The organism is Gordonia sp. J1A (assembly GCF_055393515.1).
In genome coordinates this window covers 230,867-251,437 of record NZ_AP041607.1, presented here as the reverse complement: position 1 = coordinate 251,437, position 20,571 = coordinate 230,867, and the positions used below count along the sequence as shown (strand labels likewise).

Below are 20,571 nucleotides of genomic sequence, written 5' to 3'. Positions count from 1 at the left end.
ACCGGTCGCCCGGCCCGCCGGCGGCGCCCTCACCCCCGGCGGCGGTCAGCCGCGCACATCGCGCGGGCTACGATGCCAGTCGTGAGTGAATCAGCCTCAGCCCCCGAATTCCTCTACTCCGACCTGCTGCCGATCGGTGCCGACGAGACCCCGTACCGTCTCGTCACCACCGAAGGCGTCTCGACCATCGAGGTCGACGGCCAGACCTTCCTCAAGGTGGCACCCGAAGCGCTCCAGAGACTGACCGCCGAGGCGATGCACGACATCAGCCACTACCTGCGGCCGGCGCACCTGCGGCAGTTGCGGAAGATCATCGACGATCCCGAGGCCTCGGGCAACGATCGCTTCGTGGCCCTCGACCTGCTGAAGAACGTGAACATCTCGGCCGGCGGAGTGCTTCCGATGTGCCAGGACACCGGCACCGCCATCGTGATGGGCAAGAAGTCCGAAGGCGTGCTGACCGGCGTCGACGACGGCGAGTGGATCTCGCGCGGCGTCTACGACGCGTACACCGAGCTGAACCTGCGGTACTCGCAGAACGCTCCGATCACCATGTACGAGGAGCGCAACACCGGCACCAACCTCCCGGCTCAGGTCGAGATCTACGCGACCGAGCAGGGGCCCAAGGGACCGGAGTACAAGTTCCTTTTCATGGCCAAGGGCGGCGGCAGCGCCAATAAGTCGTTCCTGTTCCAGGAGACCAAGGCGATCCTGAATCCCAAGCGGCTGCTGGAGTACCTCGATGAGAAGATCCGCTCGCTCGGCACCGCTGCGTGCCCGCCCTACCACCTCGCGGTGGTCGTCGGCGGCACCTCCGCAGAGTTCGCGTTGAAGACCGCGAAGTACGCCTCCGCGCACTACCTCGACACCCTGCCCACCGAGGGCGACCTCTCCGGGCACGCCTTCCGCGACCCGGAACTCGAGGAGGAGGTGTTCAAGCTGACCCAGTCGTTCGGGATCGGCGCGCAGTTCGGCGGCAAGTACTTCTGCCACGACGTCCGGGTGATCCGGCTGCCGCGCCACGGAGCGTCGCTGCCCGTCGCGATCGCCGTCTCGTGCTCCGCCGACCGTCAGGCTCTCGGCAAGATCACCGCCGACGGCGTCTTTCTGGAGCAGTTGGAGACCGATCCCGCGCAGTACATGCCGGACGCCGGCGTCGCCGAGGACATCGCGGGCGGCGAGGTGGTCGAGATCGATCTGAACCAACCGATGGACCAGATCCTGGCCGAGCTCACCAAGCACCCGGTCAAGACACGGCTGTCGCTGACCGGTCCGCTGGTGGTGGCCCGCGACATCGCGCACGCCAAGATCAAGGAACGACTCGACGCGGGCGAGCCGATGCCCGAGTACCTGAAGAACCACCCGGTGTACTACGCCGGTCCGGCCAAGACCCCGGAGGGCATGGCGTCGGGATCGTTCGGTCCCACCACGGCCGGCCGGATGGACAGCTACGTCGAGCAGTTTCAGGCCGCCGGCGGGTCGATGGTGATGCTCGCCAAGGGCAACCGGTCCAAGCAGGTCACCACCGCGTGCGATACGCACGGCGGCTTCTACCTCGGATCGATCGGCGGCCCCGCCGCTCGTCTCGCGCTCGACTGCATCAAGAGTCAAGAGGTCATCGAGTATCCCGAGCTCGGCATGGAAGCCGTGTGGAAGATCGAGGTCGAGAACTTCCCCGCCTTCATCGTCGTCGACGACAAGGGCAACGACTTCTTCACCGATCCGGGCGGCACGGTCAGCGTGCCGCTGAGCGGTGTGCGCATCCGCTCGAAGGAGCGGTAGGCCGCCCAGGTGACGCCGGGAGCGGGGAACGTCTACCGTTCCCGCTCCAGGTTCGCCATCTTGAGGACGTCGAGCCGCCGATCGAGTTCCTCCTCCGACAGCCGGTCGCCGAGGAGCCCGCGATCGATCACCGTCTGCCGGATCGTCTTTCCTTCGCGTAGCGCCTCCTTGGCGACGGCGGCGGCCTCCTCGTACCCGATCACGGAGTTGAGCGGGGTGACGATCGACGGTGACGATTCGGCGAGCGTCCGCAGGCGATCCTCATGTGCCACCAGCCCGCTGATGCACCGGTCGGCGAACAGTCGGGAGACGTTGGCGAGCAGAGTCACCGATTCGAGGACATTGCGCGCCATCATCGGGATGTAGACGTTCAACTCGAAGGCGCCATTGCCGCCGCCCCAGGTGACGGCGGCGTCGTTGCCGATCACCTGCGCCGCCACCTGTGTGACGGCTTCGGGAAGCACCGGGTTCACCTTGCCCGGCATGATCGAACTCCCCGGCTGGAGGTCGGGCAACGCGATCTCGCCGAGCCCCGTGAGCGGCCCCGACCCCATCCAGCGGACGTCGTTGGCGATCTTGGTCAACGACACGGCGATCGTCTTCAGCTGTCCCGACAGTTCCACCAGCCCGTCGCGTGCGGCTTGAGCCTCGAAGTTGTCGCGCGCGAGGCGCAGATCCTCGACACCCGTCAGTCGGACGAGTTCGGCCACCACGAGCGATCCGAACCGGTCGGGCGCGTTGAGCCCGGTCCCGACGGCGGTGCCGCCGATCGGGAGTTCACCCACGCGAGGCAACGTCGATCGGAGTCGTTCGACGCCGGCTTCGACCTGCCGCGCATATCCGCCGAACTCCTGGCCGAGCGTCACGGGGACCGCGTCCATCAGGTGTGTGCGGCCCGACTTGACCACCGACCGCCACTGGTCCGACTTCTCGGCGAGGGCGCCCCGCAGATGCTCCAGCGCCGGAATGAGGGTGCGGACGACGGCCTCGGTGGCCGCCACGTGCGTGGCGGTCGGGAAGGTGTCGTTGGAACTCTGCGACATGTTCACGTCGTCGTTCGGATGCACGGTCACGCCGCCGGCCGCCGCGATCGACGCGATCACCTCGTTGGCGTTCATGTTCGACGACGTCCCCGACCCCGTCTGGAAGACGTCGATCGGGAACTGGTCGTCGTGCAGGCCGTCGGCGATCTCCCGCGCCGCTGCGATGATCGCATCGGCCTTGGCCTCGTCGAGCAGCCCGAGATCACGGTTGACCTGCGCGGTCGCCGCCTTCAACAGTCCGAGCGCACGGATCTGAGTGCGTTCCAGCGGGCGGAAGCTGATCGGGAAGTTCTCGACGGCCCGCTGCGTCTGCGCACGCCACAGCGCATCGGCCGGGACCTTCACCTCGCCCATCGTGTCGTGTTCGATTCGGTACTCACCAGTGTCTTCAGCCATGTTCTGTTCAACCTCTCCGTCTCGACCGATGTTCCGCTGGCCTGTTCCGTCTGTCCGACCATCCGCGGGCGGACCGAGCGGTCCCGCCCGTCATCCCTTCATCGCCACTCCCTCGCGCCAGTACCCCATGAAGGCGACCTGCGCGCGCGGAATCCCCAGGTCTTTGACCAGTCTGCGCCGCAGCGTGGTGACGACGCGACTCTCGCCCGCGATCCAGTAGTACGCCTGCGCCGCCCTCCCGTCATGGCCCGTCCCGTCATGGCCCGAACCGGCATGGATCTCCTCGCCGAGTCCGGAGAAGGTCGGCGTCTCCCAGACCAGCGCGTCCGTGTCGGGTGCGTCGACGGCACCGTCCAGGTCGCCCGCGGACTCACCCAGATGACCCAGGACAGCCGCATGCAGCCGCACTCCCTGTCCCGCTCCCTCGCGCGGGAGCCAGTGCACCGCGACGCCCTCGGGCGCATCGATCGGCAGCGCGTCGTCGGGCTCGGGGATCTCGATGTAGGCCGCTCCCGCCAGATCAGCGGGCGCGTCCTCAAGAATGCGGGCGATCGCGGGCGCGGCCGTCTCGTCGCCGGCCAGCAGCACACGTTCGGCCGCGCCCGGCATGTACTCCACTCCGCCGCCGTCGAGTCGCCCGCGGCGCGGTCCCACGATCAGCAACTCGTCTCCCACCGCCGCCGCTGCCGCCCACGACGAGGCCGGTCCGGTCTTGTCGGGCGCCAAGTGCAGGACGAAGTCGACGTCGAACTCCGTCGCGCCACCGTCGTCGATCCGGAGGTCACGGATCGAGTACGTGCGCATCGCTCCCCTCCGGTCCTCGGGAATCGCCAGCCAGTCCTGATACCAGGTGTCGGAGTCGGACAACTCCGGGAGCTCACCGGCGACCGGAGGGAAGATCAGCTTCATCCGCTGGTCGAATGTGGCGCCGGGATTGCCGAAACCGGTGAGGCCGGCCCCGGTGAACGTGATACGGACGAAGTTCGGCGACAGCCGCTGCACGGCGCCGACGGCGGCACGCGTGACGCACAGCGGCGGCAGCGGGGTGGTCTCGGTGACAGGCATGGATCTCCAATCGGTGCGGTCGGCTACATCGACGAGCCGGCGCGGTTGACACGGATGAGCAGGTAGATGAGGAAGGGCGCACCGAGGACACCGGTCACGACACCGACCGGATAGCGGTGGCCGAGCGCGTATTGGCCAACCAGGTCGCCCGCCAGTACCAGGGTGGACCCCACCAGCGCCGACGGGATCAGCGGTGAGGAACCCGGACCGACGAGCCGGACCGCGATGGGACCGGACATGAACGCGACGAAGGAGATCGGACCGGCCGCCGCGGTTGCGAATGCCAACAGCAGCACGGCTCCGAGGATGAAGACCAGACGCGCGGCATCGACGCGCGTGCCGAGACCTGCGGCGGAATCGTCACCCAGGGTGAGCACCACCAGGTTCCGCGAGTTGACGACGAGTGCCGGCAGCAGCACCGCCATCGCGGCGGCCAGCGGCACCAGTTGCGGCCAGGAGGCGTCGGCGAGGCTTCCGGTGAGCCACTGCAACGCGGCCGCCACATCCCACTGCGACGCCTTGGCCAGCACGTACGAGACGAGGCTGCTCAGCATCGCCGCCACGCCGATGCCGATGAGGATCAGGCGTGTTCCGGCGAACCCTCCGGCGATCGACAACCCGTACACCGCCCCCACGGTGAGCAGTGCACCGACCAGCGCGGCGACCGACACCGCCGGTCCGGTGAGTCCGAACACCACGATCGCGCCGACCGCCGACGCCGACGCACCCCAGGAGATCCCGATGATGTCGGGCGAGGCGAGCGGATTGCGCAGCAGAGACTGAAAAGTCACCCCGGCCAGACCGAAGGCGGCGCCGGTGAGCAACGCCGTCGCCGCTCGGGGAAGTCGCAGCTCGCCGACGGTGAACGAGGCGCCGGGAACCGTCTGCCCGCCCAGGACGCGCAGGACGTCGCCGAGCGGATAGAAGGTCTTGCCGACCATCAGACTGACGAACAACAGCCCGATCACAGTAAGAGCCAACACCCCGGTCACGAGCCGGGCGCGCCGAACCCGTGCACGACGGCCGGCGAAGAGGTCGAAGGCGGGAGATTCCGTCGCGGCGGTCACAGCGCACGCACCCGCTGACGACGAACTATCCAGATGAACACGGGCGCTCCGATGAGCGCCGTCACCACGCCGACGTCCACCTCGCTCGGTCGGGCCACGAGCCGGCCGACGATGTCCGACAGCACCAGCAGCCCGGCGCCGGCAAGTGCGGAGAAGGGCAACAGCCACCGGTGGTCGGCGCCGATTGACGCGCGGCATGCGTGAGGCACGAGCAGGCCGACGAATGCGATCGGACCGGCGATGGCGGTGGCCGCACCCGCGAGCACGACCGCCGCGATCCCGGTCACCAGACGTGTGCGGAACACGTTCTCCCCCAACGCTGTCGCGACATCGTCGCCGAGTGACAGCGAATTCATCCCGCGAGCGCATCCGAGCATCACGATCGCCCCGGCCGCGAGGAAGGGCGCGACCACACCGATGCGGTGCCAGTCCGCGCCTCCGACGCCGCCGACCTGCCAGTGCTGGAACTTCTGCATCACGTCGACGCGAGGGAGCAGGACTGCGCTGATGAGGCAGGTCAGCGCGGCGGCGGTGGCCGCGCCGGAGAGGGCGAGCTTCAGCGGCGTCGCACCGCCGAACCCCATGGAACCGACCGCGTAGACGAAGACCGCGGTGGCGAACGCTCCCGCGATCGCCACGGCGATGTACGAGTAGGAGTCGGACATCCCGAAGGCCACGATGCCGGTGACGACGGCGAGCGAGGCGCCCGTGGAGATCCCGAGGATGCCGGGATCGGCCACCGGATTGCGAGTCACGGCCTGCATACCCGCGCCCGAGAGAGCGAGGGCCGCGCCGACCAGCATCGCCAATACGGTGCGCGGAATCCGTTTGAGCACCGCGGCTTCGGCGATGCCGTCCGATCCGCCGGTGAGCGCGCCCCAGATCTCTGCTGGACTCACCGCGCGTACACCGAAGGCCACCGAGACACCGAACAGGATGACGAGGAGGAGCGCGCCCGCGATCAGACTCCCGATTCGCACCCCGACGCCGCGAGCCGCCGATCGGTCCGGGACAGTGTCCCGTCGGGTGGGCGCGACCGCGGTCACTTGTCGGTCAGCCCCGCGGCCAGAGTGGAGAAGTAGTCGTCGATGCCCCACGGGATCGACAGCGGCGACGGATTCGCCATGGCGGCCAGCGGGGTCGCGTCCTTCAAGATCGCGACATGCCCGGCAGCGATCGCGGGGATCTTCGACAGCAACGGGTCGGCCTTCAGCCGCGCGACCGTGGAGTCGTCGCCGTAAGTCACGACCAAATCGACGTCACGGAACCGTTCGGCCTGCTCGGCACTCTCCTCGACGTAGAACTCGTCGGTCCCCGCGCTCTTCGCGGCCACCTCCGCCGGCGGCGCCATTCCGACGCTGTCGAGGAAGCCCTGCCGAGTGTCGTGCGTCGTGTAGAAGCCGATCTTGCTCAGATCGGTCGGGTCGAGGTACGCGAACATCACCTTGCGCCCCTTGAGCTCGGGATGCTTGTCGAGGGAGCCGTTCACCTGACCGGTGAGCTTCTCGATCAACCGATCCCCCTCTGCTTGGAGCCCGATCGCTTTGGAGTTCATGCGGACCATGTCCTGCCAGGACGTGCCCCACGCGGTCTTCGGGTAGGCCACCACGGGTGCGATCTTCGAGAGCTTGTCGTACTCCTCCTTCGAGAGCCCCGAGTACGAGGCGAGGATGACGTCGGGCCGCGTGTCGGCGACCGCCTCGTAGTCGATGCCGTCGGTTTCGTCGAACAATTCCGGCGTCGGTGCACCGAGTCGCTTGAGTTCGTCCTCCACCCACGGCAGCACACCGTTGCCGTTCTCGTCGCCCCACGCCGCCTTGCTCATGCCTACCGGGACCACGCCCAGCGCCAACGGCACCTCGTGATTGGCCCACGCGACGGTCGCCACACGCTCCGGCTTGCTCTCGATGGTCGTGGTTCCGTACACGTGCTCCACCGTCACCGGGAATCCTGCGCCCCCGGCACCCGATGATCCCGCCCCGTCGCCGGAGGAAGAACAGGCCGCCAGCGAGACGGTGAGGGCGGTCGCGAGAACGAGGCCGAGCAGTCGGCGAGGTGACATCAGCAGCACTTCCGAATTGTCGAATTAGGTCAGCCTATACTTGGATAGGCTTCCCTAATGTAACAGCTCCGGTCGTTGGCTCAGAACAGGCCCGTGGCCCGCGACACTCGGGTTAAGGTCCATCCGAACGCCCCGTCAGTTCGCATGTCTCACGACCGAATGGGAGCCCACCGAGATGATGAAATTCCTGCAGAACCTCGGCAAATCGATCATGCTGCCGGTGGCCGTCCTGCCGGTGGCCGCGATCCTCGTCGGTATCGCCAACTGGATCATCGGCATCAACGACGACAAGCCGAACGTCGTCACCTCGTTCCTGCAGACCGCGGGCCTTGCGGTGCTTTCGAACATGGCTCTGCTGTTCGCGGTCGGCGTGTCGATCGGTATGGCCCGCAAGTCCGACGGCACGTCGGCGCTCGCCGGTCTGGTGTCGTGGCTGGTCGTCACCAGCCTGCTGGCGCCCACGTCGGTGATGACACTCCTCGGCCGCGGGTACACGACGTCGATCGCCAAAGAGGGCGCGACCATCACCGAGGGCCAGAAGCTCGTCATGGACAACGGCCATCTGGCGATCCAGACCCCGGACGTCAACGAGGCCTTCGCACCCGGAGCGTTCCAGAACGCGTTCATCGGCATCCTGTGCGGCATCATCGGTGCGCTCTGTTACAACCGCTTCAAGGACGTCAAGCTGCCCGACGCGCTGTCGTTCTTCTCCGGCCGCCGGTCGGTGGCCATCGTGACGGCGGGAGTCTCCCTGATCGTCGCGCTCATCCTGCTGTTCATCTGGCCGCTCGTCTACAGCGGCCTCGTCTGGTTCGGTGAGCACATCGTCGATCTCGGCGCCGTCGGCACCGGGCTCTACGGCTTCTTCAACCGGTTGCTGATTCCGTTCGGACTGCACCACGCTCTGAACTCGGTGTTCTGGTTCGACGTAGCGGGGATCAACGACCTGAACAACTTCCTCTCGGGTGAGGGCACGTTCGGCGTGACCGGTCAGTACATGACCGGGTTCTTCCCGATCATGATGTTCGGCCTTCCGGGCGCCGCGCTCGCGATGTACACCACCGCGAAGACGACGCGGAAGAAGATCGCCTACGGCATCCTGCTCTCCGGCGCGGTCTCGTCGTTCTTCGTCGGCGTCACCGAACCGCTCGAGTTCGCCTTCATGTTCCTGGCTCCCTTCCTCTTCGTGATCCATGCGGTCTTCATGGGCATCTCGATGGCGATCTGCCAGCTTCTTCCGGTCCGAATGGGCTTCGGCTTCTCCGGCGGCTTCGTCGACTTGGTGCTGAACTGGAAGAACCCGATGGCCGAGAATCCCTGGATCATCATCGTGCTGGGCATCGGTTGGTTCTTCGTCTACTTCCTGGTGTTCCGGTGGGTGATCCTCAAGTTCCAGCTCAAGACGCCTGGGCGCGAGGACGACGAACCCGTCGACGCCGATGACGAGGGAGGCGTCTCAGCCGGGTTCATCGGCACCGCGGCCAAGTTCATCGACGCTCTCGGCGGCAAGGCCAACATCCTCGAACTCGACAACTGCGCCACCCGTCTGCGCATGGAGATCGACGACACGGGCAAGGTCGACGATTCCGCGCTCAAACGGGCCGGAGCTGCCGGCACCATGAAGCCCGGCGGGCATTCGGTGCAGGTCATCTATGGACTCAACGTCCAGTTCGTCAAGGACGCGATGGAGAAGATCATGTCCGGCGAGGTGGATCCGACGGCGGTCGAAGCCGCGGTGGAAGCAGTGGACGAGGCCGAGGCTGCCGTCGCCGAGGCGGAGGCCGAGGAGGGTGCCGCGCACGACGGCTCGACCGCCGTTCTGACGAAACCGGCAGCGAAGGTCATCACTCTGCAGCGCCCGCTCCAGGGGTACGCGGTCGACCTCTCGGAGGTCCCGGACAAGACCTTCTCCAGCGGCATGATGGGGCCGGGTGCGGCCGTCGTCCCCACGTCGGGCGAAGTGGTGGCCCCCGCAGATGCGACCGTCGTGACGGTGTTTCCCACCGGTCATGCCATCGGACTCCGATTGGAGGACGGCACGGAGGTGCTGATTCACGTCGGCCTCGACACCGTGAAACTCAAAGGCGACGGGTTCGAACCACTCGTGAAGGCCGGCGACACGGTCAGCGCCGGACAGCCGATCCTCAACGTCGATCTGGCCAAGATCCAAGCCGCGGGCTTCGCCACCGTGACCCCGGTGGTCGTCATGAACGACAAGTCCGCGACCGTCGAACTGACCTGACGGAGATCGCCGCGCGTGCTGGAGTCATCCGCGGCGGCGGGTGCAGGTTCTGAGCTTGTCCGGCGTGGTGAACGGGGTTCAGGCGCCAGGGTCCGTTAGTGGTGGCTGGTCGCCAGGCCATGCGTCCGGCGTCGGGTCCGTCGGGGAGGATGGTGGTCTCCCATTGGCCGCGGTTGGTGCCGACTGCGCGGTTGTGGCGTCCGCAGGCGGCGCCGAGGGCGTCGATGTCGGTGCGTCCGGCCGGGGTGATCCAGTCCGGTGCGTGATGGGCTTGGGTTTGGGCGAAGGGGCGGTCGCAGCCGGGGGCGGTGCAGCCGCGGTCGCGGGCGAACAACGCCAACCGCTGCGCCTTGCTCGCAAACCGTGCCCCGCGGCCTTGGTAGAGGACTTCGCTGGTGTGATTACGGAAGACCGCCAAATGCGGCACAGCCTCGGCAGCGAGGTTCACGAGTTCGCCGATCGGGATGCGGGTGCCGGTGGCGGTCAGGGCGATTCCGGCGTGGGCGGCGAGTTCTTGGTCGGTGACGGTGATGACCAACTCGGCTGGTATCCGGTTCGGTGCTCCGAGTCCGCCGTGGGCGAGAACGTAGTCGCACAACGCCAGCAGCGCGTCGTGCGTGCGTTGGGCGGCGCTGCGTAGATCCCGGCCCCGCGCCGCCGCGAGTGCCTCGGCGTCGATGCCGTCGGCGTCGATGGTGCCGGTAGGTGAGTCCGGGTCGGTGGGGTTGTTCATGCCGGGGGCGGCCCAGGCGGTGAGGATCACTTCGAACTTGGCCCGCAACTCCGGAGTCATGGCGCCGCGGACCTTGCTCATGAGTTGGCGGTCTTGCGGGAGGATGGTGATTCCGCGTTGGCGTTGCCGGTCGACGTGATCACTCTCCTGACCATCGGGGTCCAGGTGAGCGAGCAGCCGGTCACCGACCTTGCCCAGATCATCCGGATTCAACCCGGCCGCCGCGTCGGCCAACTCCGCCTCCGCGCGGGCTTTGACCTCCGGCGCGATACAGCCGGGCACTTTCGCCAAAACGCCCGAGATCACCAACGCGTGTTCGGCACCGACAGTCCCGGCCGCCACCGCGGCGGCGGTCGCCGGCTTGCGCGGAGGCAGCGTCTGCCCTTGACAGTTGGAGAACTCGCCGATCGCCTCAGCCATCCGCAGCCGCCGGCCGGCCTCGCGGGTTCCCAGCCGCAGCCCTTGTGAGAGGTACTGGTGCGGATTCAGATAGCCCGCGGTGCGGTGAGCATTGCGGTCGGAGACCTCCACCAGCAGCGCCGCGGAGACGCCGTCCCAGCGGCGCCGAATCCGTTCGGCGATCTGCGTGTGCGCCAGCAGTTCCGGTTCGGTCTGCGGTGACAGGGAGGTCTCGGCGAGTTTGACCGCCGCGGCATCGATCAATGCCAACAACTCTGCAGGCCGGTCCGGCAGCGCGAGACAAGTGACACCTGTAACGATCGGACCGCTCATCACTGCCACCCTCCCCCGAATGTTTCAGCTGGTCACACCATGTTTCTTGACCTACCAGAAAGCTATCACCCGGGTGTGACAGAAATCACTCACGGCCGGGCGTGACTCACCTTCGCGACTTCGCCGCCTCGACGAACCTGCTGATCGCGGCCAGATCCTTGACGCCCGGCGCGGACTCGACGCCACTGGACACATCGACACCCCACGGGTGCGCTTGAGCGATCGCGTCCGCGACGTTGTCCGGAGTGAGTCCGCCCGCGAGCAGCCACTGGCCCGACAGTCCGCGGTCAGTGAGCATCGACAGATCCCAGCGCTCCCCCGACCCCGGCTTCGGCGCATCGAGAAGCAGCCGCTCCTCCCCGTACGCTCCGACCGTCAACGGCGGCTCGTGCACCAGCGATGTCGCGCGCCAGATCCGGCCGATCCCTTCCGCCGCCGCACGAAAGTCCGCTTCTCCGTAGCGACGCCCGTGCAGTTGCAGAACGTCGAAGCCGAGGTCGACGGCCAGGGCCGCGGCATCGACCGCGGGCTTGTCGTTGACGACGAGAACGATGTCCAGGCCGGGCCCTCCCGCGCTTCGTCCAGCGCGCACCACCGCGCGCGCCCGGTCGCGATCGACGGCACGGGGACTCGTCTCGTTCATCACCACACCGATCGCATCGGCTCCGGCCGAGACCGCCGCACCGACAGCATCCTCCGAGGTCAGGCCGCACACCTTCACGTACATGCCGTCCATGCTAGCCACCGGGCGATTAGGTGACCGGCCGGTAACCCGTGCTACAGTGCGATAGAAATAAGCGATCGCTTAGAAATTTCCCGGCGGAGCGGAGGTCAACCATGGCGAAGCACTCGGCCGTCGACCCCGACGAACCGACGACCAAGTCCGAGCAGACGCGCAAGCGTCTCCGCGAGGGCGCGATGGCGTCCTTCTCCGAACTCGGTTTCCACGGCACGGGAACCCGGCACATCGCGACTGCCGCGGGAATGAGTCCCGCCGCGGTCTACGTGCACTACAGCTCGAAAGAGGAACTGCTCTTCGAGATCTCGCTCGCCGGCCACGAGGCGATCCTCCGGATAGTGCGCGATGCCGCGGCGGGCACGGACGATCCCGTCGAGCAGTTGCGCCGCTTCATTCGCGAGTTCGCGATGTACCACGCCGACCGGCACGTGAGCGCCCGCGTGGTGAACTACGAGCTCCGCGCACTCGAGCCCGACCACCGTGCGCAGATCGTCGACCTGCGCAAGCAGATCGAAGACGTGCTCGCGGCGATCCTCCACCGCGGCATCGACCAGGGAGTCTTCGACACTCCCGATCCGCGGATGGCGGCAGTTGCGATCGTCGGCAGCAGCGTCGACGTGGCCCGTTGGTTCCGCGACGGCGGCACCTGGTCGACGACCCAGGTGGCCGACTTCTACGCGGACGCCGCACTCCGCATAGCCGGAGCCAAGTCCTGAAACACCCGCAGCCCTACCCGCTGTGACCCATCGAAGAAGGAGGTGGCGCGATGCGCCGCGAAATCTACACCGAGGACCATGAAGCTTTCCGGGAGACGATCCGGGCGTTCATCGAATCCGAGATCGTGCCCGTCTACGACGAGTGGCTCGAGAACGGCATCGTGCCGCGCGACTTCTACCTGAAGATCGGCGAGCTCGGCGTCTTCGGCATCGAGGTGCCCGAGGAGTACGGCGGCGCGGGCGTGGACTCGTACAAGTACGAGGCCGTCCTGACCGAGGAGATGGCCCGCGCCGGCGTCAGCCTCGGCGGCTCCGCGGCACACATCCCGCTGTGTCTCCCTTACCTCCTCAAGCACGCCAACGAGGAGCAGAAGAAGCGCTGGCTGCCCGGCATGGCGTCCGGCGAGACCATGTTCGCCATCGCGATGACCGAGCCCGGCACCGGCTCCGATCTCGCGGGTATGCGCACCACCGCGAAGCTCTCCGAGGACGGCAGCCACTACGTCCTCAACGGCGCCAAGACCTTCATCACCGGCGGCGTCAACGCCGACCGCGTGATCGTCTGCGCACGCACCTCGGCTCCGAGCGAGACCGATCGCCGCTTCGGCATCACCCTCCTGGTCGTCGACACCAAGTCGGAGGGCTACGCCGTCGGACGCAAGCTCGACAAGCTGGGTCTGCGCACCTCCGACACCGCGGAGCTGTCGTTCACCGACGTCAAGGTCCCCGTGGAGGACCTCCTCGGCGAGGAGAACCAGGGCTTCTACTACCTCGGACAGCACCTGCCGCGCGAGCGCCTCTCGATCGCCGTCGGCGCGTACGCGCAGGGTGCGGCGGCGATCCGCTTCGCCAAGGAGTACACGCAGGAGCGTCAGGTGTTCGGCAAGCCCGTCGCCGCGTTCCAGAACACCAAGTTCGAGCTGGCCGCGTGCAAAGCGAAGGTCGACGCGATGGAAGCGGTCGTCGACCGCGCACTCGAGGCCTACGACAAGAACGAGCTGACCGCCGCCGATGCCGCGTCCGCGAAGCTGTTCTGCACCGAAGCCGCGGCCGACGTGATCGACCGCTGCCTGCAGCTGCACGGCGGCTACGGCTACATGAACGAGTACCCGATCGCCCGCCTGTACGCCGACAACCGAGTAAACCGGATCTACGGCGGTACCAGCGAGGTCATGCGCTCGATCATCGCCAAGGACATGGGTCTGTAAGGGGACATCCGACCTCCGACGCTCTAGTCTCGGGCGCGTGAGCCATCGACTGCCCGAGCCGGAGCCGAGAGACGACCCACCGCCGCGTGCGGAGCGACGCCGAAAGGCCGACGTTCCGCGCGCGGCGGCGCATTCCGGCCATTCGCACGGCCATCATCACGGCGGCGGCGACCTCCCGGGCCAGCTGACTCGCTACGCGAAACCGGTGGTGATCGGACTGCTGTCCGTCGCCGCACTCGCCGTCGGCATCGGGATGATCGTGCTGTGGCCGGGCCACGCCGACCGCCCGATTCCCATGCAGTTCCGATCCGCCACGGGCGGTCCGATCCAGGTGTCCGATGCCGAGGTGATCTCGCAGATCAAGGCCGACTGCTCGTCACCGGCGACGGGCGTGGCGTCCGCAGAGTTCCCCACCGTCCCGACCACCGGTGGTCCGTGCCGGGCGTCGATCCTCAAGCTGACGTCGGGCCCTGACTCCGGGCGCTACACGGTCCTGATGATCGCGACGAACGCCGCTCAGTCTGCGGACGTCCCCGGTGCGCCGGCGGCCGACCCAGCCACCGCAGACGAACCGCAGCCCGGGCAGCCCACGCTTGAGAAGGGCGACGCGATCCGCGTCAGTGCGATGCCTGGCCCGGACGGCCGCGCCCGCTACGGCTTCTACGACTACCAGCGGGGAACCGGCATCCTCGTCTGGGCCATCGCCTTCGTGCTCGCGATCATCGCCGTCGCGACGTGGCGCGGCGCCCGCGCGATCGTCGGTCTGATCGTGGCCTTCGTGGTCCTCGGCTTCTTCACTCTGCCATCGATCCTCGACGGGCATTCCGTGGTCGGCGTGGCGGTGGTCTCGGCGGCCGCGATCCTGTTCGCCGTCCTCTATCTCGCGCACGGCTTCAATCTGCGGACCAGTTCGGCTCTGCTCGGCACGCTGGCCTCACTCGTCCTCGCGACCGTCCTGAGCCGTCTGGCGATATCGACGATGAGTCTCACCGGACTGTCGGCCGAATCAACCGCCAATCTGCAGTTCTACCAGGGCACCATCTCCCTCAACGGACTGCTGCTGGCCGGATTCGTGATCGGCACCATCGGAGTCCTCAACGACGTGACGATCACCCAGGCGTCGGCGACCTTCGAGCTCGCCGCGATTCCGGGACAGACCCGCCTCGGGGCATTCCGCTCGGCGATGCGCGTCGGGCGGGACCACATCGCCTCGACGGTGTACACGCTCGTCTTCGCCTATGCGGGCAGCGCCCTGCCCCTGCTCCTGTTGTTCTCGGTGGCGGCTCAGCCCTTCAGCTCACTGATCACCAGCGAGGAAGTCGCGATCGAACTGGCGCGCGCCTTCGTCGGCGGCATCGCTCTCGCGGGCAGCGTGCCGCTCACCACCGCGATCGCCGCGGCACTTGTGAGGCCGGGCGCACAGGCAACGGAGAAGTGAACGAGTTCACCTTGCACGGAAAGTGGTACTGACTAACAATCGTTAGCATGTCATCGATTCTCTACCGCGTCGGACGGTTCTCATTCCGGCACAAATGGTGGGTGCTCGCCACCTGGGTGGCCGCGCTTGTGATCGTCGCGGGAGCCGTCGGCGCACTGCAGCCGAAGTTCGCGCAGGACTTCGACCTGCCGGGCACGGACGGCGGCGTCGCGATGGAGCAGCTGCAGGAGAACTTCCCCGCGCAGAACAAGCAGCAGGAGGAACCGTCGACGGTCGTCGTCGTCGCGGCGGACGACGGTCTCGCCCGCCATGCCGACGAGATTCAGTCGCTGGTCGCCGACCTCAAGACGCTCGACGAGGTTGACGCCGGGACGGTCTTCGACCCGCTCGCCGTCGCGGCCGCCAAACCGGAGATGGCCTCCGCCGTCATCGGCGACGGCGGCAAGATCGGGCTGATCAGCGTTCACCAGAAGATCAATCTGATGGACGTGGACGTCGCGACCAAGAATCAGCTGCTCGACGTGCTGGAGAAGCATCGCGGCGACGGCCTGAAGGTCGAGGCCACCGGCGGCGTCATGTCGGCGCAGGAGCCCGCGGGCAAGGCCGAGCTGATCGGCTTCGCCATCGCCTTCGTCATCATGATCATCGCCTTCGGCGCGCTCATCGCGGCCTTCATCCCGTTGGTGACCGGCATCGTCGGCGTCGGACTCACGATGATGCTCGTGACTCTCTCAGCCGAGGTCCTCTCCATCAATCAGGCCGCCACGGCGATCATCACCATGCTCGGAATCGCGGTCTCGATCGACTACGCACTGTTCATCGTCTCGCGCTACCGGTCCGAAGCCGCGCGAGGCGGTGACCGAGCCGACGCCGCGGGCCGCGCCGTCGGCACCGCCGGATCTGCGGTCGTCTTCGCCGGCCTGACGGTGATCATCGCGGTGGCCGCCCTGATGGTCATCGGTATCCCGATCATCACCCAGATGGGCCTCGGCGCGGCCGTGGCCATCCTCGTCGCCGTCCTGGCCGCGCTGACCTTCATTCCGGCGCTGCTGGGCGCCTTCGGTCGCTTCGCCTTCACACCCCGGATTCCGTGGATCAGGCACGCCGAGGAATCGAAGGACTCCGACTCCCTCGGAGTCAAGTTCGGCCGGACTCTGGTCAACAAGCCGATTCCGTTCGTCGTCGCCGGCCTCGCGATTCTGATCGTCGCGGCCATCCCGATCAAGAACATGACCCTCGGCATGGACACCGTCACCGACGACCAGGTGGCCGGACAGGAGTTGATGGCGAAGGGCTTCGGCGCCGGTGTCGCAGGTCCGCTGGTGGTCGTGATGCACACCGACGAGGGCACCATCGACGCGGCGGCGAACACGGCCGTCGCCAAGATCAAGGCGCTGCCCGGCGTCGCGGCGCCGGAAATGGTCTCCTGGACCGGCAACGGCCCGTCCCCGCAGAACCCGAACGCGGGCGCGGATTCGGCGATGATCATCGTCACGCCGCTCAGTTCGCCGTCCTCGCCGCAGACTCACGACCTGGTCGAGGCCATCCGCGACACCTCCGGGGCGGTCGAGGCACAGGGAGCGGAGATTCATGTCGGCGGCCAGACGGCGATCATGTCCGATCTCTCGGCGAAGCTCGACAAGGCACTGATCCCCTACCTCGTCGTCGTGGTGGGTCTGGCCTTCCTGATCATGATCGGGGTCTTCCGCTCCATCTGGGTTCCGCTGATCGGCACCATCGGTTTCGTGTTCTCGATGCTGGCGACGTTCGGCATCACCACGGCCATCTTCACCGACGGCACCTTCGGCCTGATCGACCACACCAAGCCGCTGCTGTCGTTCCTGCCGATCTTCCTGATCGGCGTCGTCTTCGGCCTCGCGATGGACTACCAGGTGTTCCTGGTGACCCGCATGCGTGAAGAGTTCATTCACGGCATGAGCGCGAAGGACGCGATCGTCGCCGGCTACCGCCACGGCGCCCGCGTGGTGGTGTCCGCCGCAGTCATCATGATCAGCGTCTTCGCCGCGTTCATGCTGTCGCCGGACACGACCGCCAAGATGATGGGCTTCGCCCTCGCGATCGCCGTCTTCTTCGACGCCTTCCTCGTCCGAATGGTCATCGTTCCGGGCCTGCTGGCGTTGCTCGGCAACCGCGCGTGGGGTCTGCCCCGCTGGCTCGACAAGCTGGTCCTCAACTTCGACATCGAAGGCGAGAAGGTCCGCGACCGCGGCCTGCCCTCGACCGAGACACCGGTGGCGGTGGGCGGCGACAGCCCCGAGCCGAGCCCGAGCGGGACGGCATAGAGTACGGACATGAACGACAATCCGAACGCCGCGGCCCCGAGGACCTCCTCGGGGCCGCGGCCCGGTTTACGCGAACGCCAGAAGGCCCGGACTCGGGCCGACATCCGGGCGGCAGCACTCGAGCTCTTCGACCGGAACGGCTACGAGGCGACCACCGTCGCGCAGATCGCCGAGGCGGCGAATGTCTCGCACACCACGTTCTTCCGCTACTTCCAGTCGAAGGAACAGGTCATCATCAGCGACGACCTGGATGACGAGCGCGACGCGATCCTCCAGGAGATCCCCGCCGGTCTGAGCCACTTCGGTCTCGTCCGCGAACTCATCACGCGGATGTACCGGATCGCGGAGAAGGACGAATGGGCGGCCAATCCCGAACGGCTCCGGATTCTGCACAGCGAGCCGAGCCTGCGCGCGACGTACCAGTTCGAGTCCGACCGCGTGATCTCAGCGGCGACCGACTACTTCGCCGACTATCTCGGCGTCGCGCACGACGATTTCCGGCTCCGCGTGTTCGTCTCCGCAGTCTCTGGAGTGATGTTCCATCTCACCGACATCACCCGCACCGGCCTGGCCTCACTCGACGAATGCCTCGCAGCCCTCGACCTGATGGAGCAGGGGCTGCCGGTCTGACGGGTCGGCTGTGGGTCGGCGGATGGGGCTCCGGCTACCCGGTGCGGTCGGCGCCCCGCTCGAGACCGGTATCTCGGCCGCGTCCGCAGTACGCTGAATCCGTGGGTGGCGTGATGGGTGCGATCGGACACTACTGGTGGTTGATCTTCGTCTTCGGCGGAACGATCGGCGGTGCCGTACGTGCGCTCGGGGCATGGAACGAGCGTCGCGCCGAGCGACGGCTCGAGCGCTACCGCCTGCGGCAGGAGGCCAAGGTCGCGCTCGCCCGGGCCCAGAGCCGGGCCCGGGTGGATGCCGAATCGCTCGAGCGCGATCTGCGTCGCGCGGTCACCGAGCACCAGACCACCGACGGTCGATGGTTCGGGTACGAGACGGATCTGGCGACCATCCTCGACTACCCGATGCTCGTCGACCTGCGCGAACCGCTGACCGCGGAGTTCCATCGCGCGCGCAGCCGCGCCGAACTGCTGCGTCCGTCTCCCGACGACACCTCACCCGAGGCCGTCGAACGCTATCGCGACGCCGTCCACGATTACGCGACAGCACTCGACGTGGCCGAGAAGGAGGCGCGCAGGCGCAGGCGCGGCGATTTCAATCCGGCCGAGCAGGAACGTCTCGCCCGTGCCCAGCGGCTGCTGAATCTGGCGGGCGACGAGGCTGCGAGTCCGCAGGAACGACAGCAGGCTTATGCTCGGGCGCGGCGGGAACTCGACGGGCTGATCGACCTCCCCGCGGCCGGCGCCGCGGAATTGGAGCAGCGGCTGCGCGTCGCATTGGAGGGACCGGCCCGCCCCGACAGTTGAGGACGCCGATGACCAGTGCTGACCGATCCGATTCGACCATCGGGCCGTATCGGCTCGTCCGACTCCTCGGCCGCGGCGGGATGGGCGAGGTGTACGAGGCGATCGACACTGTCAAGGACCGGACGGTGGCACTCAAACTCCTACCTCCCGGCCTCGCCGGCGACGAGGCCTTCCGAGCGCGCTTCATGCGCGAATCACAGACCGTCGCCAGGCTGAACGACCCGCACATCATTCCGATCCACGACTTCGGTGAGATCGACGGTCGGCTCTTCCTCGACATGCGGATCGTGCACGGTCGCGACCTCCGCGCGCGGATCGACGACGGTCTGCGCGATCCCGGCCTGGCCGTCCATGTGATCGAACAGGTCGCTGCGGCGCTCGACGCCGCACACGCCTCCGGTCTGCTGCATCGAGACGTGAAGCCCGAGAACATCCTGCTCGACGGCCGGGACTTCGCGTACCTCGCCGATTTCGGACTCGCCCAAGCCGCCGGTCAGACTCGTCTCACGTCGACGGGAATGGCGATCGGTTCGTTCGCATACATGGCGCCCGAACGGTTCGGCTCCGAGACTCCGGTCAGCCCGCGCAGCGACGTGTACGCCTTGGCCTGTGTCCTGTACGAGTGCCTCACCGGTTCCACGCCCTATCCGTCGACGAGCATCGAACAGGTCATCGCCGGCCACCTGAGTGGTCCGGTGCCACCCACGGGCACACCGTTCGACGCCGTCATCGCCGCGGGCACCGCCAAAGACCCGGCCGACCGAATCGCGTCCGCGGGTGCGTTCGCCGCTGCCGCCCGAGCGGCCCTGACCGGGCAGCGCCCCGCGGCACCCATTCCCCCGCACGCGCCGACAATGGTCGCTCCGAAACCGGTGCCGACACCGACGACCGCACCGCGATCGAGCCGCGCCCGAAACGGCGTCATCGCCGCCGGCGTGGCCGCCGTGGTCCTCCTCGCCGCTGGGACGATCGCCTGGCTCTACTCGTCTGGAACCGGCGGTCCCGATACGGCCGCGGCGACCAGCACCCTCAAGCCCGCGCCGGTCACCCAGACTGCGACGGTCGGAGGCACGGGGACGGTCGACGGCACGGGCGATCGATCGGAGTCCACACTGACCGAATCGGCTCACGCGGAGCCGACGCCGGTCGACGAAGTCAGTCCCGTCCCCGGCCTCGGCGCCGGAGATCTGGGCCTGCCGACACCGATCAGCCGGCCGTCGTGCAACGGGCAGGCCGTCACCGTCGTCTACAACGCGGTCACGCCGGGTGCATATGCGGCTGAGATCGCCGCGGCGCTCGCCCGGTACCCGGGTGCCGCCTATCTGCGTACCGATCACTCCTGCGCATCGCTCAAACAGTCAGAGAACGGGAACCCCGTCTACGCCGTCTACTACCCCGGTTCGTCACCGGCCGCCGCATGCGCCACCACCTCGCGCCTCGGCGGCGGAGCGTACACGCGACGTCTCGATGACGTGACGCCCGTCGGTACCGACATCTGCTGAGGAGTCAGCGCGTCACCGATTCACCGGAACCCGCCACGACCTGCGGCGATGCACCCCGGCCCGACTCGAGTCGCCGACCGGTCGAAGGCGTTCACCTTGAGGCGTTACCA

Annotated in this window: 16 protein-coding genes; 9 read left to right on the top strand and 7 right to left on the bottom strand. The window is 67.5% G+C overall.

From position 1 onward, the window contains the following. Positions 1–81 precede the first annotated feature (81 nt). A complete protein-coding gene (locus ACZ5QD_RS01175; protein ID WP_433820544.1) occupies positions 82–1,782 on the top strand; it encodes a fumarate hydratase in 1,701 nt (566 codons plus the stop codon). A gap of 32 nt (positions 1,783–1,814) precedes the next feature. Here the strand turns inward: ACZ5QD_RS01175 and ACZ5QD_RS01170 are convergent, their stop codons facing one another. The 5 genes from ACZ5QD_RS01170 to ACZ5QD_RS01150 form a co-directional block, all read right to left on the bottom strand. Further along, positions 1,815–3,221, bottom strand: coding sequence for a class II fumarate hydratase (locus ACZ5QD_RS01170; protein WP_464367045.1), 1,407 nt, complete (start codon positions 3,219–3,221; stop codon positions 1,815–1,817). Between the two features lie 90 nt (positions 3,222–3,311). Then, on the bottom strand, positions 3,312–4,286 hold the full coding sequence (locus ACZ5QD_RS01165; protein WP_464367044.1) for a siderophore-interacting protein: 975 nt from the start codon (positions 4,284–4,286) through the stop codon (positions 3,312–3,314). A gap of 23 nt (positions 4,287–4,309) precedes the next feature. Continuing rightward, positions 4,310–5,353 (bottom strand): FecCD family ABC transporter permease, encoded by a 1,044-nt coding sequence (locus tag ACZ5QD_RS01160; protein WP_464367043.1) that lies wholly within the window; start codon positions 5,351–5,353, stop codon positions 4,310–4,312. After that, positions 5,350–6,333: a FecCD family ABC transporter permease gene (locus ACZ5QD_RS01155; protein ID WP_464367042.1), complete on the bottom strand. Its 984-nt coding sequence runs from the start codon at positions 6,331–6,333 to the stop codon at positions 5,350–5,352. Before ACZ5QD_RS01155 ends, ACZ5QD_RS01160 begins: the two co-directional genes overlap by 4 nt. 62 nt (positions 6,334–6,395) lie before the next feature. Continuing rightward, on the bottom strand, positions 6,396–7,415 hold the full coding sequence (locus ACZ5QD_RS01150) for an iron-siderophore ABC transporter substrate-binding protein (protein WP_464367250.1): 1,020 nt from the start codon (positions 7,413–7,415) through the stop codon (positions 6,396–6,398). 175 nt (positions 7,416–7,590) lie between these two features. Between ACZ5QD_RS01150 and nagE the strand changes: the two genes are divergently transcribed. Then, on the top strand, positions 7,591–9,657 hold the full coding sequence (nagE, locus tag ACZ5QD_RS01145; protein WP_062367163.1) for an N-acetylglucosamine-specific PTS transporter subunit IIBC: 2,067 nt from the start codon (positions 7,591–7,593) through the stop codon (positions 9,655–9,657). Here the strand turns inward: nagE and ACZ5QD_RS01140 are convergent. Together ACZ5QD_RS01140 and ACZ5QD_RS01135 are read right to left on the bottom strand one after the other, a co-directional pair. Beyond that, entirely contained in the window at positions 9,620–11,122 is a 1,503-nt protein-coding gene (locus ACZ5QD_RS01140) for an HNH endonuclease signature motif containing protein (RefSeq protein ID WP_464367041.1), read from the bottom strand. The genes nagE and ACZ5QD_RS01140 overlap by 38 nt on opposite strands. 106 nt (positions 11,123–11,228) lie before the next feature. After that, positions 11,229–11,849: a phosphoribosylanthranilate isomerase gene (locus ACZ5QD_RS01135; RefSeq protein WP_039867849.1), complete on the bottom strand. Its 621-nt coding sequence runs from the start codon at positions 11,847–11,849 to the stop codon at positions 11,229–11,231. A gap of 110 nt (positions 11,850–11,959) precedes the next feature. On the opposite strand from ACZ5QD_RS01135, the gene ACZ5QD_RS01130 reads away from it, so the two are divergent. The 7 genes from ACZ5QD_RS01130 to ACZ5QD_RS01100 all read left to right on the top strand — a co-directional run bounded on the left by ACZ5QD_RS01130 (position 11,960) and on the right by ACZ5QD_RS01100 (position 20,461). After that, complete coding sequence (locus tag ACZ5QD_RS01130; protein ID WP_006897545.1) at positions 11,960–12,577, top strand: TetR/AcrR family transcriptional regulator; 618 nt, start codon at positions 11,960–11,962, stop codon at positions 12,575–12,577. Positions 12,578–12,627: 50 nt separating this feature from the next. Then, entirely contained in the window at positions 12,628–13,785 is a 1,158-nt protein-coding gene (locus tag ACZ5QD_RS01125; RefSeq protein WP_006897546.1) for an acyl-CoA dehydrogenase family protein, read from the top strand. A gap of 37 nt (positions 13,786–13,822) precedes the next feature. After that, positions 13,823–15,223, top strand: coding sequence for a YibE/F family protein (locus tag ACZ5QD_RS01120; protein ID WP_464367040.1), 1,401 nt, complete (start codon positions 13,823–13,825; stop codon positions 15,221–15,223). A 47-nt stretch (positions 15,224–15,270) separates the two neighbouring features. After that, the gene (locus tag ACZ5QD_RS01115) at positions 15,271–17,526 is read left to right on the top strand and encodes an MMPL family transporter (protein ID WP_464367039.1); all 2,256 of its coding nucleotides are present in this window, start codon (positions 15,271–15,273) and stop codon (positions 17,524–17,526) included. A 9-nt stretch (positions 17,527–17,535) separates the two neighbouring features. Beyond that, complete coding sequence (locus ACZ5QD_RS01110; protein WP_464367038.1) at positions 17,536–18,156, top strand: TetR/AcrR family transcriptional regulator; 621 nt, start codon at positions 17,536–17,538, stop codon at positions 18,154–18,156. 113 nt (positions 18,157–18,269) lie between these two features. Then, entirely contained in the window at positions 18,270–18,959 is a 690-nt protein-coding gene (locus ACZ5QD_RS01105; RefSeq protein ID WP_045536897.1) for a hypothetical protein, read from the top strand. 8 nt (positions 18,960–18,967) lie between these two features. After that, positions 18,968–20,461, top strand: coding sequence for a serine/threonine-protein kinase (locus tag ACZ5QD_RS01100; RefSeq protein WP_045536899.1), 1,494 nt, complete (start codon positions 18,968–18,970; stop codon positions 20,459–20,461). Positions 20,462–20,571 lie beyond the last annotated feature (110 nt).

What these genes read in the sequence shown, in the direction of transcription:
- ACZ5QD_RS01170 (WP_464367045.1), bottom strand. Translation starts at nt 3,221, where the DNA reads ATGGCTGAAGACACTGGTGAGTACCGAATCGAACACGACACGATGGGC.
- ACZ5QD_RS01165 (WP_464367044.1), bottom strand. Translation starts at nt 4,286, where the DNA reads ATGCCTGTCACCGAGACCACCCCGCTGCCGCCGCTGTGCGTCACGCGT.
- ACZ5QD_RS01150 (WP_464367250.1), bottom strand. Translation starts at nt 7,415, where the DNA reads ATGTCACCTCGCCGACTGCTCGGCCTCGTTCTCGCGACCGCCCTCACC.
- nagE (WP_062367163.1), top strand. Translation starts at nt 7,591, where the DNA reads ATGATGAAATTCCTGCAGAACCTCGGCAAATCGATCATGCTGCCGGTG.
- ACZ5QD_RS01140 (WP_464367041.1), bottom strand. Translation starts at nt 11,122, where the DNA reads ATGAGCGGTCCGATCGTTACAGGTGTCACTTGTCTCGCGCTGCCGGAC.
- ACZ5QD_RS01135 (WP_039867849.1), bottom strand. Translation starts at nt 11,849, where the DNA reads ATGTACGTGAAGGTGTGCGGCCTGACCTCGGAGGATGCTGTCGGTGCG.
- ACZ5QD_RS01130 (WP_006897545.1), top strand. Translation starts at nt 11,960, where the DNA reads ATGGCGAAGCACTCGGCCGTCGACCCCGACGAACCGACGACCAAGTCC.
- ACZ5QD_RS01125 (WP_006897546.1), top strand. Translation starts at nt 12,628, where the DNA reads ATGCGCCGCGAAATCTACACCGAGGACCATGAAGCTTTCCGGGAGACG.
- ACZ5QD_RS01115 (WP_464367039.1), top strand. Translation starts at nt 15,271, where the DNA reads ATGTCATCGATTCTCTACCGCGTCGGACGGTTCTCATTCCGGCACAAA.
- ACZ5QD_RS01110 (WP_464367038.1), top strand. Translation starts at nt 17,536, where the DNA reads ATGAACGACAATCCGAACGCCGCGGCCCCGAGGACCTCCTCGGGGCCG.
- ACZ5QD_RS01105 (WP_045536897.1), top strand. Translation starts at nt 18,270, where the DNA reads ATGGGTGCGATCGGACACTACTGGTGGTTGATCTTCGTCTTCGGCGGA.
- ACZ5QD_RS01100 (WP_045536899.1), top strand. Translation starts at nt 18,968, where the DNA reads ATGACCAGTGCTGACCGATCCGATTCGACCATCGGGCCGTATCGGCTC.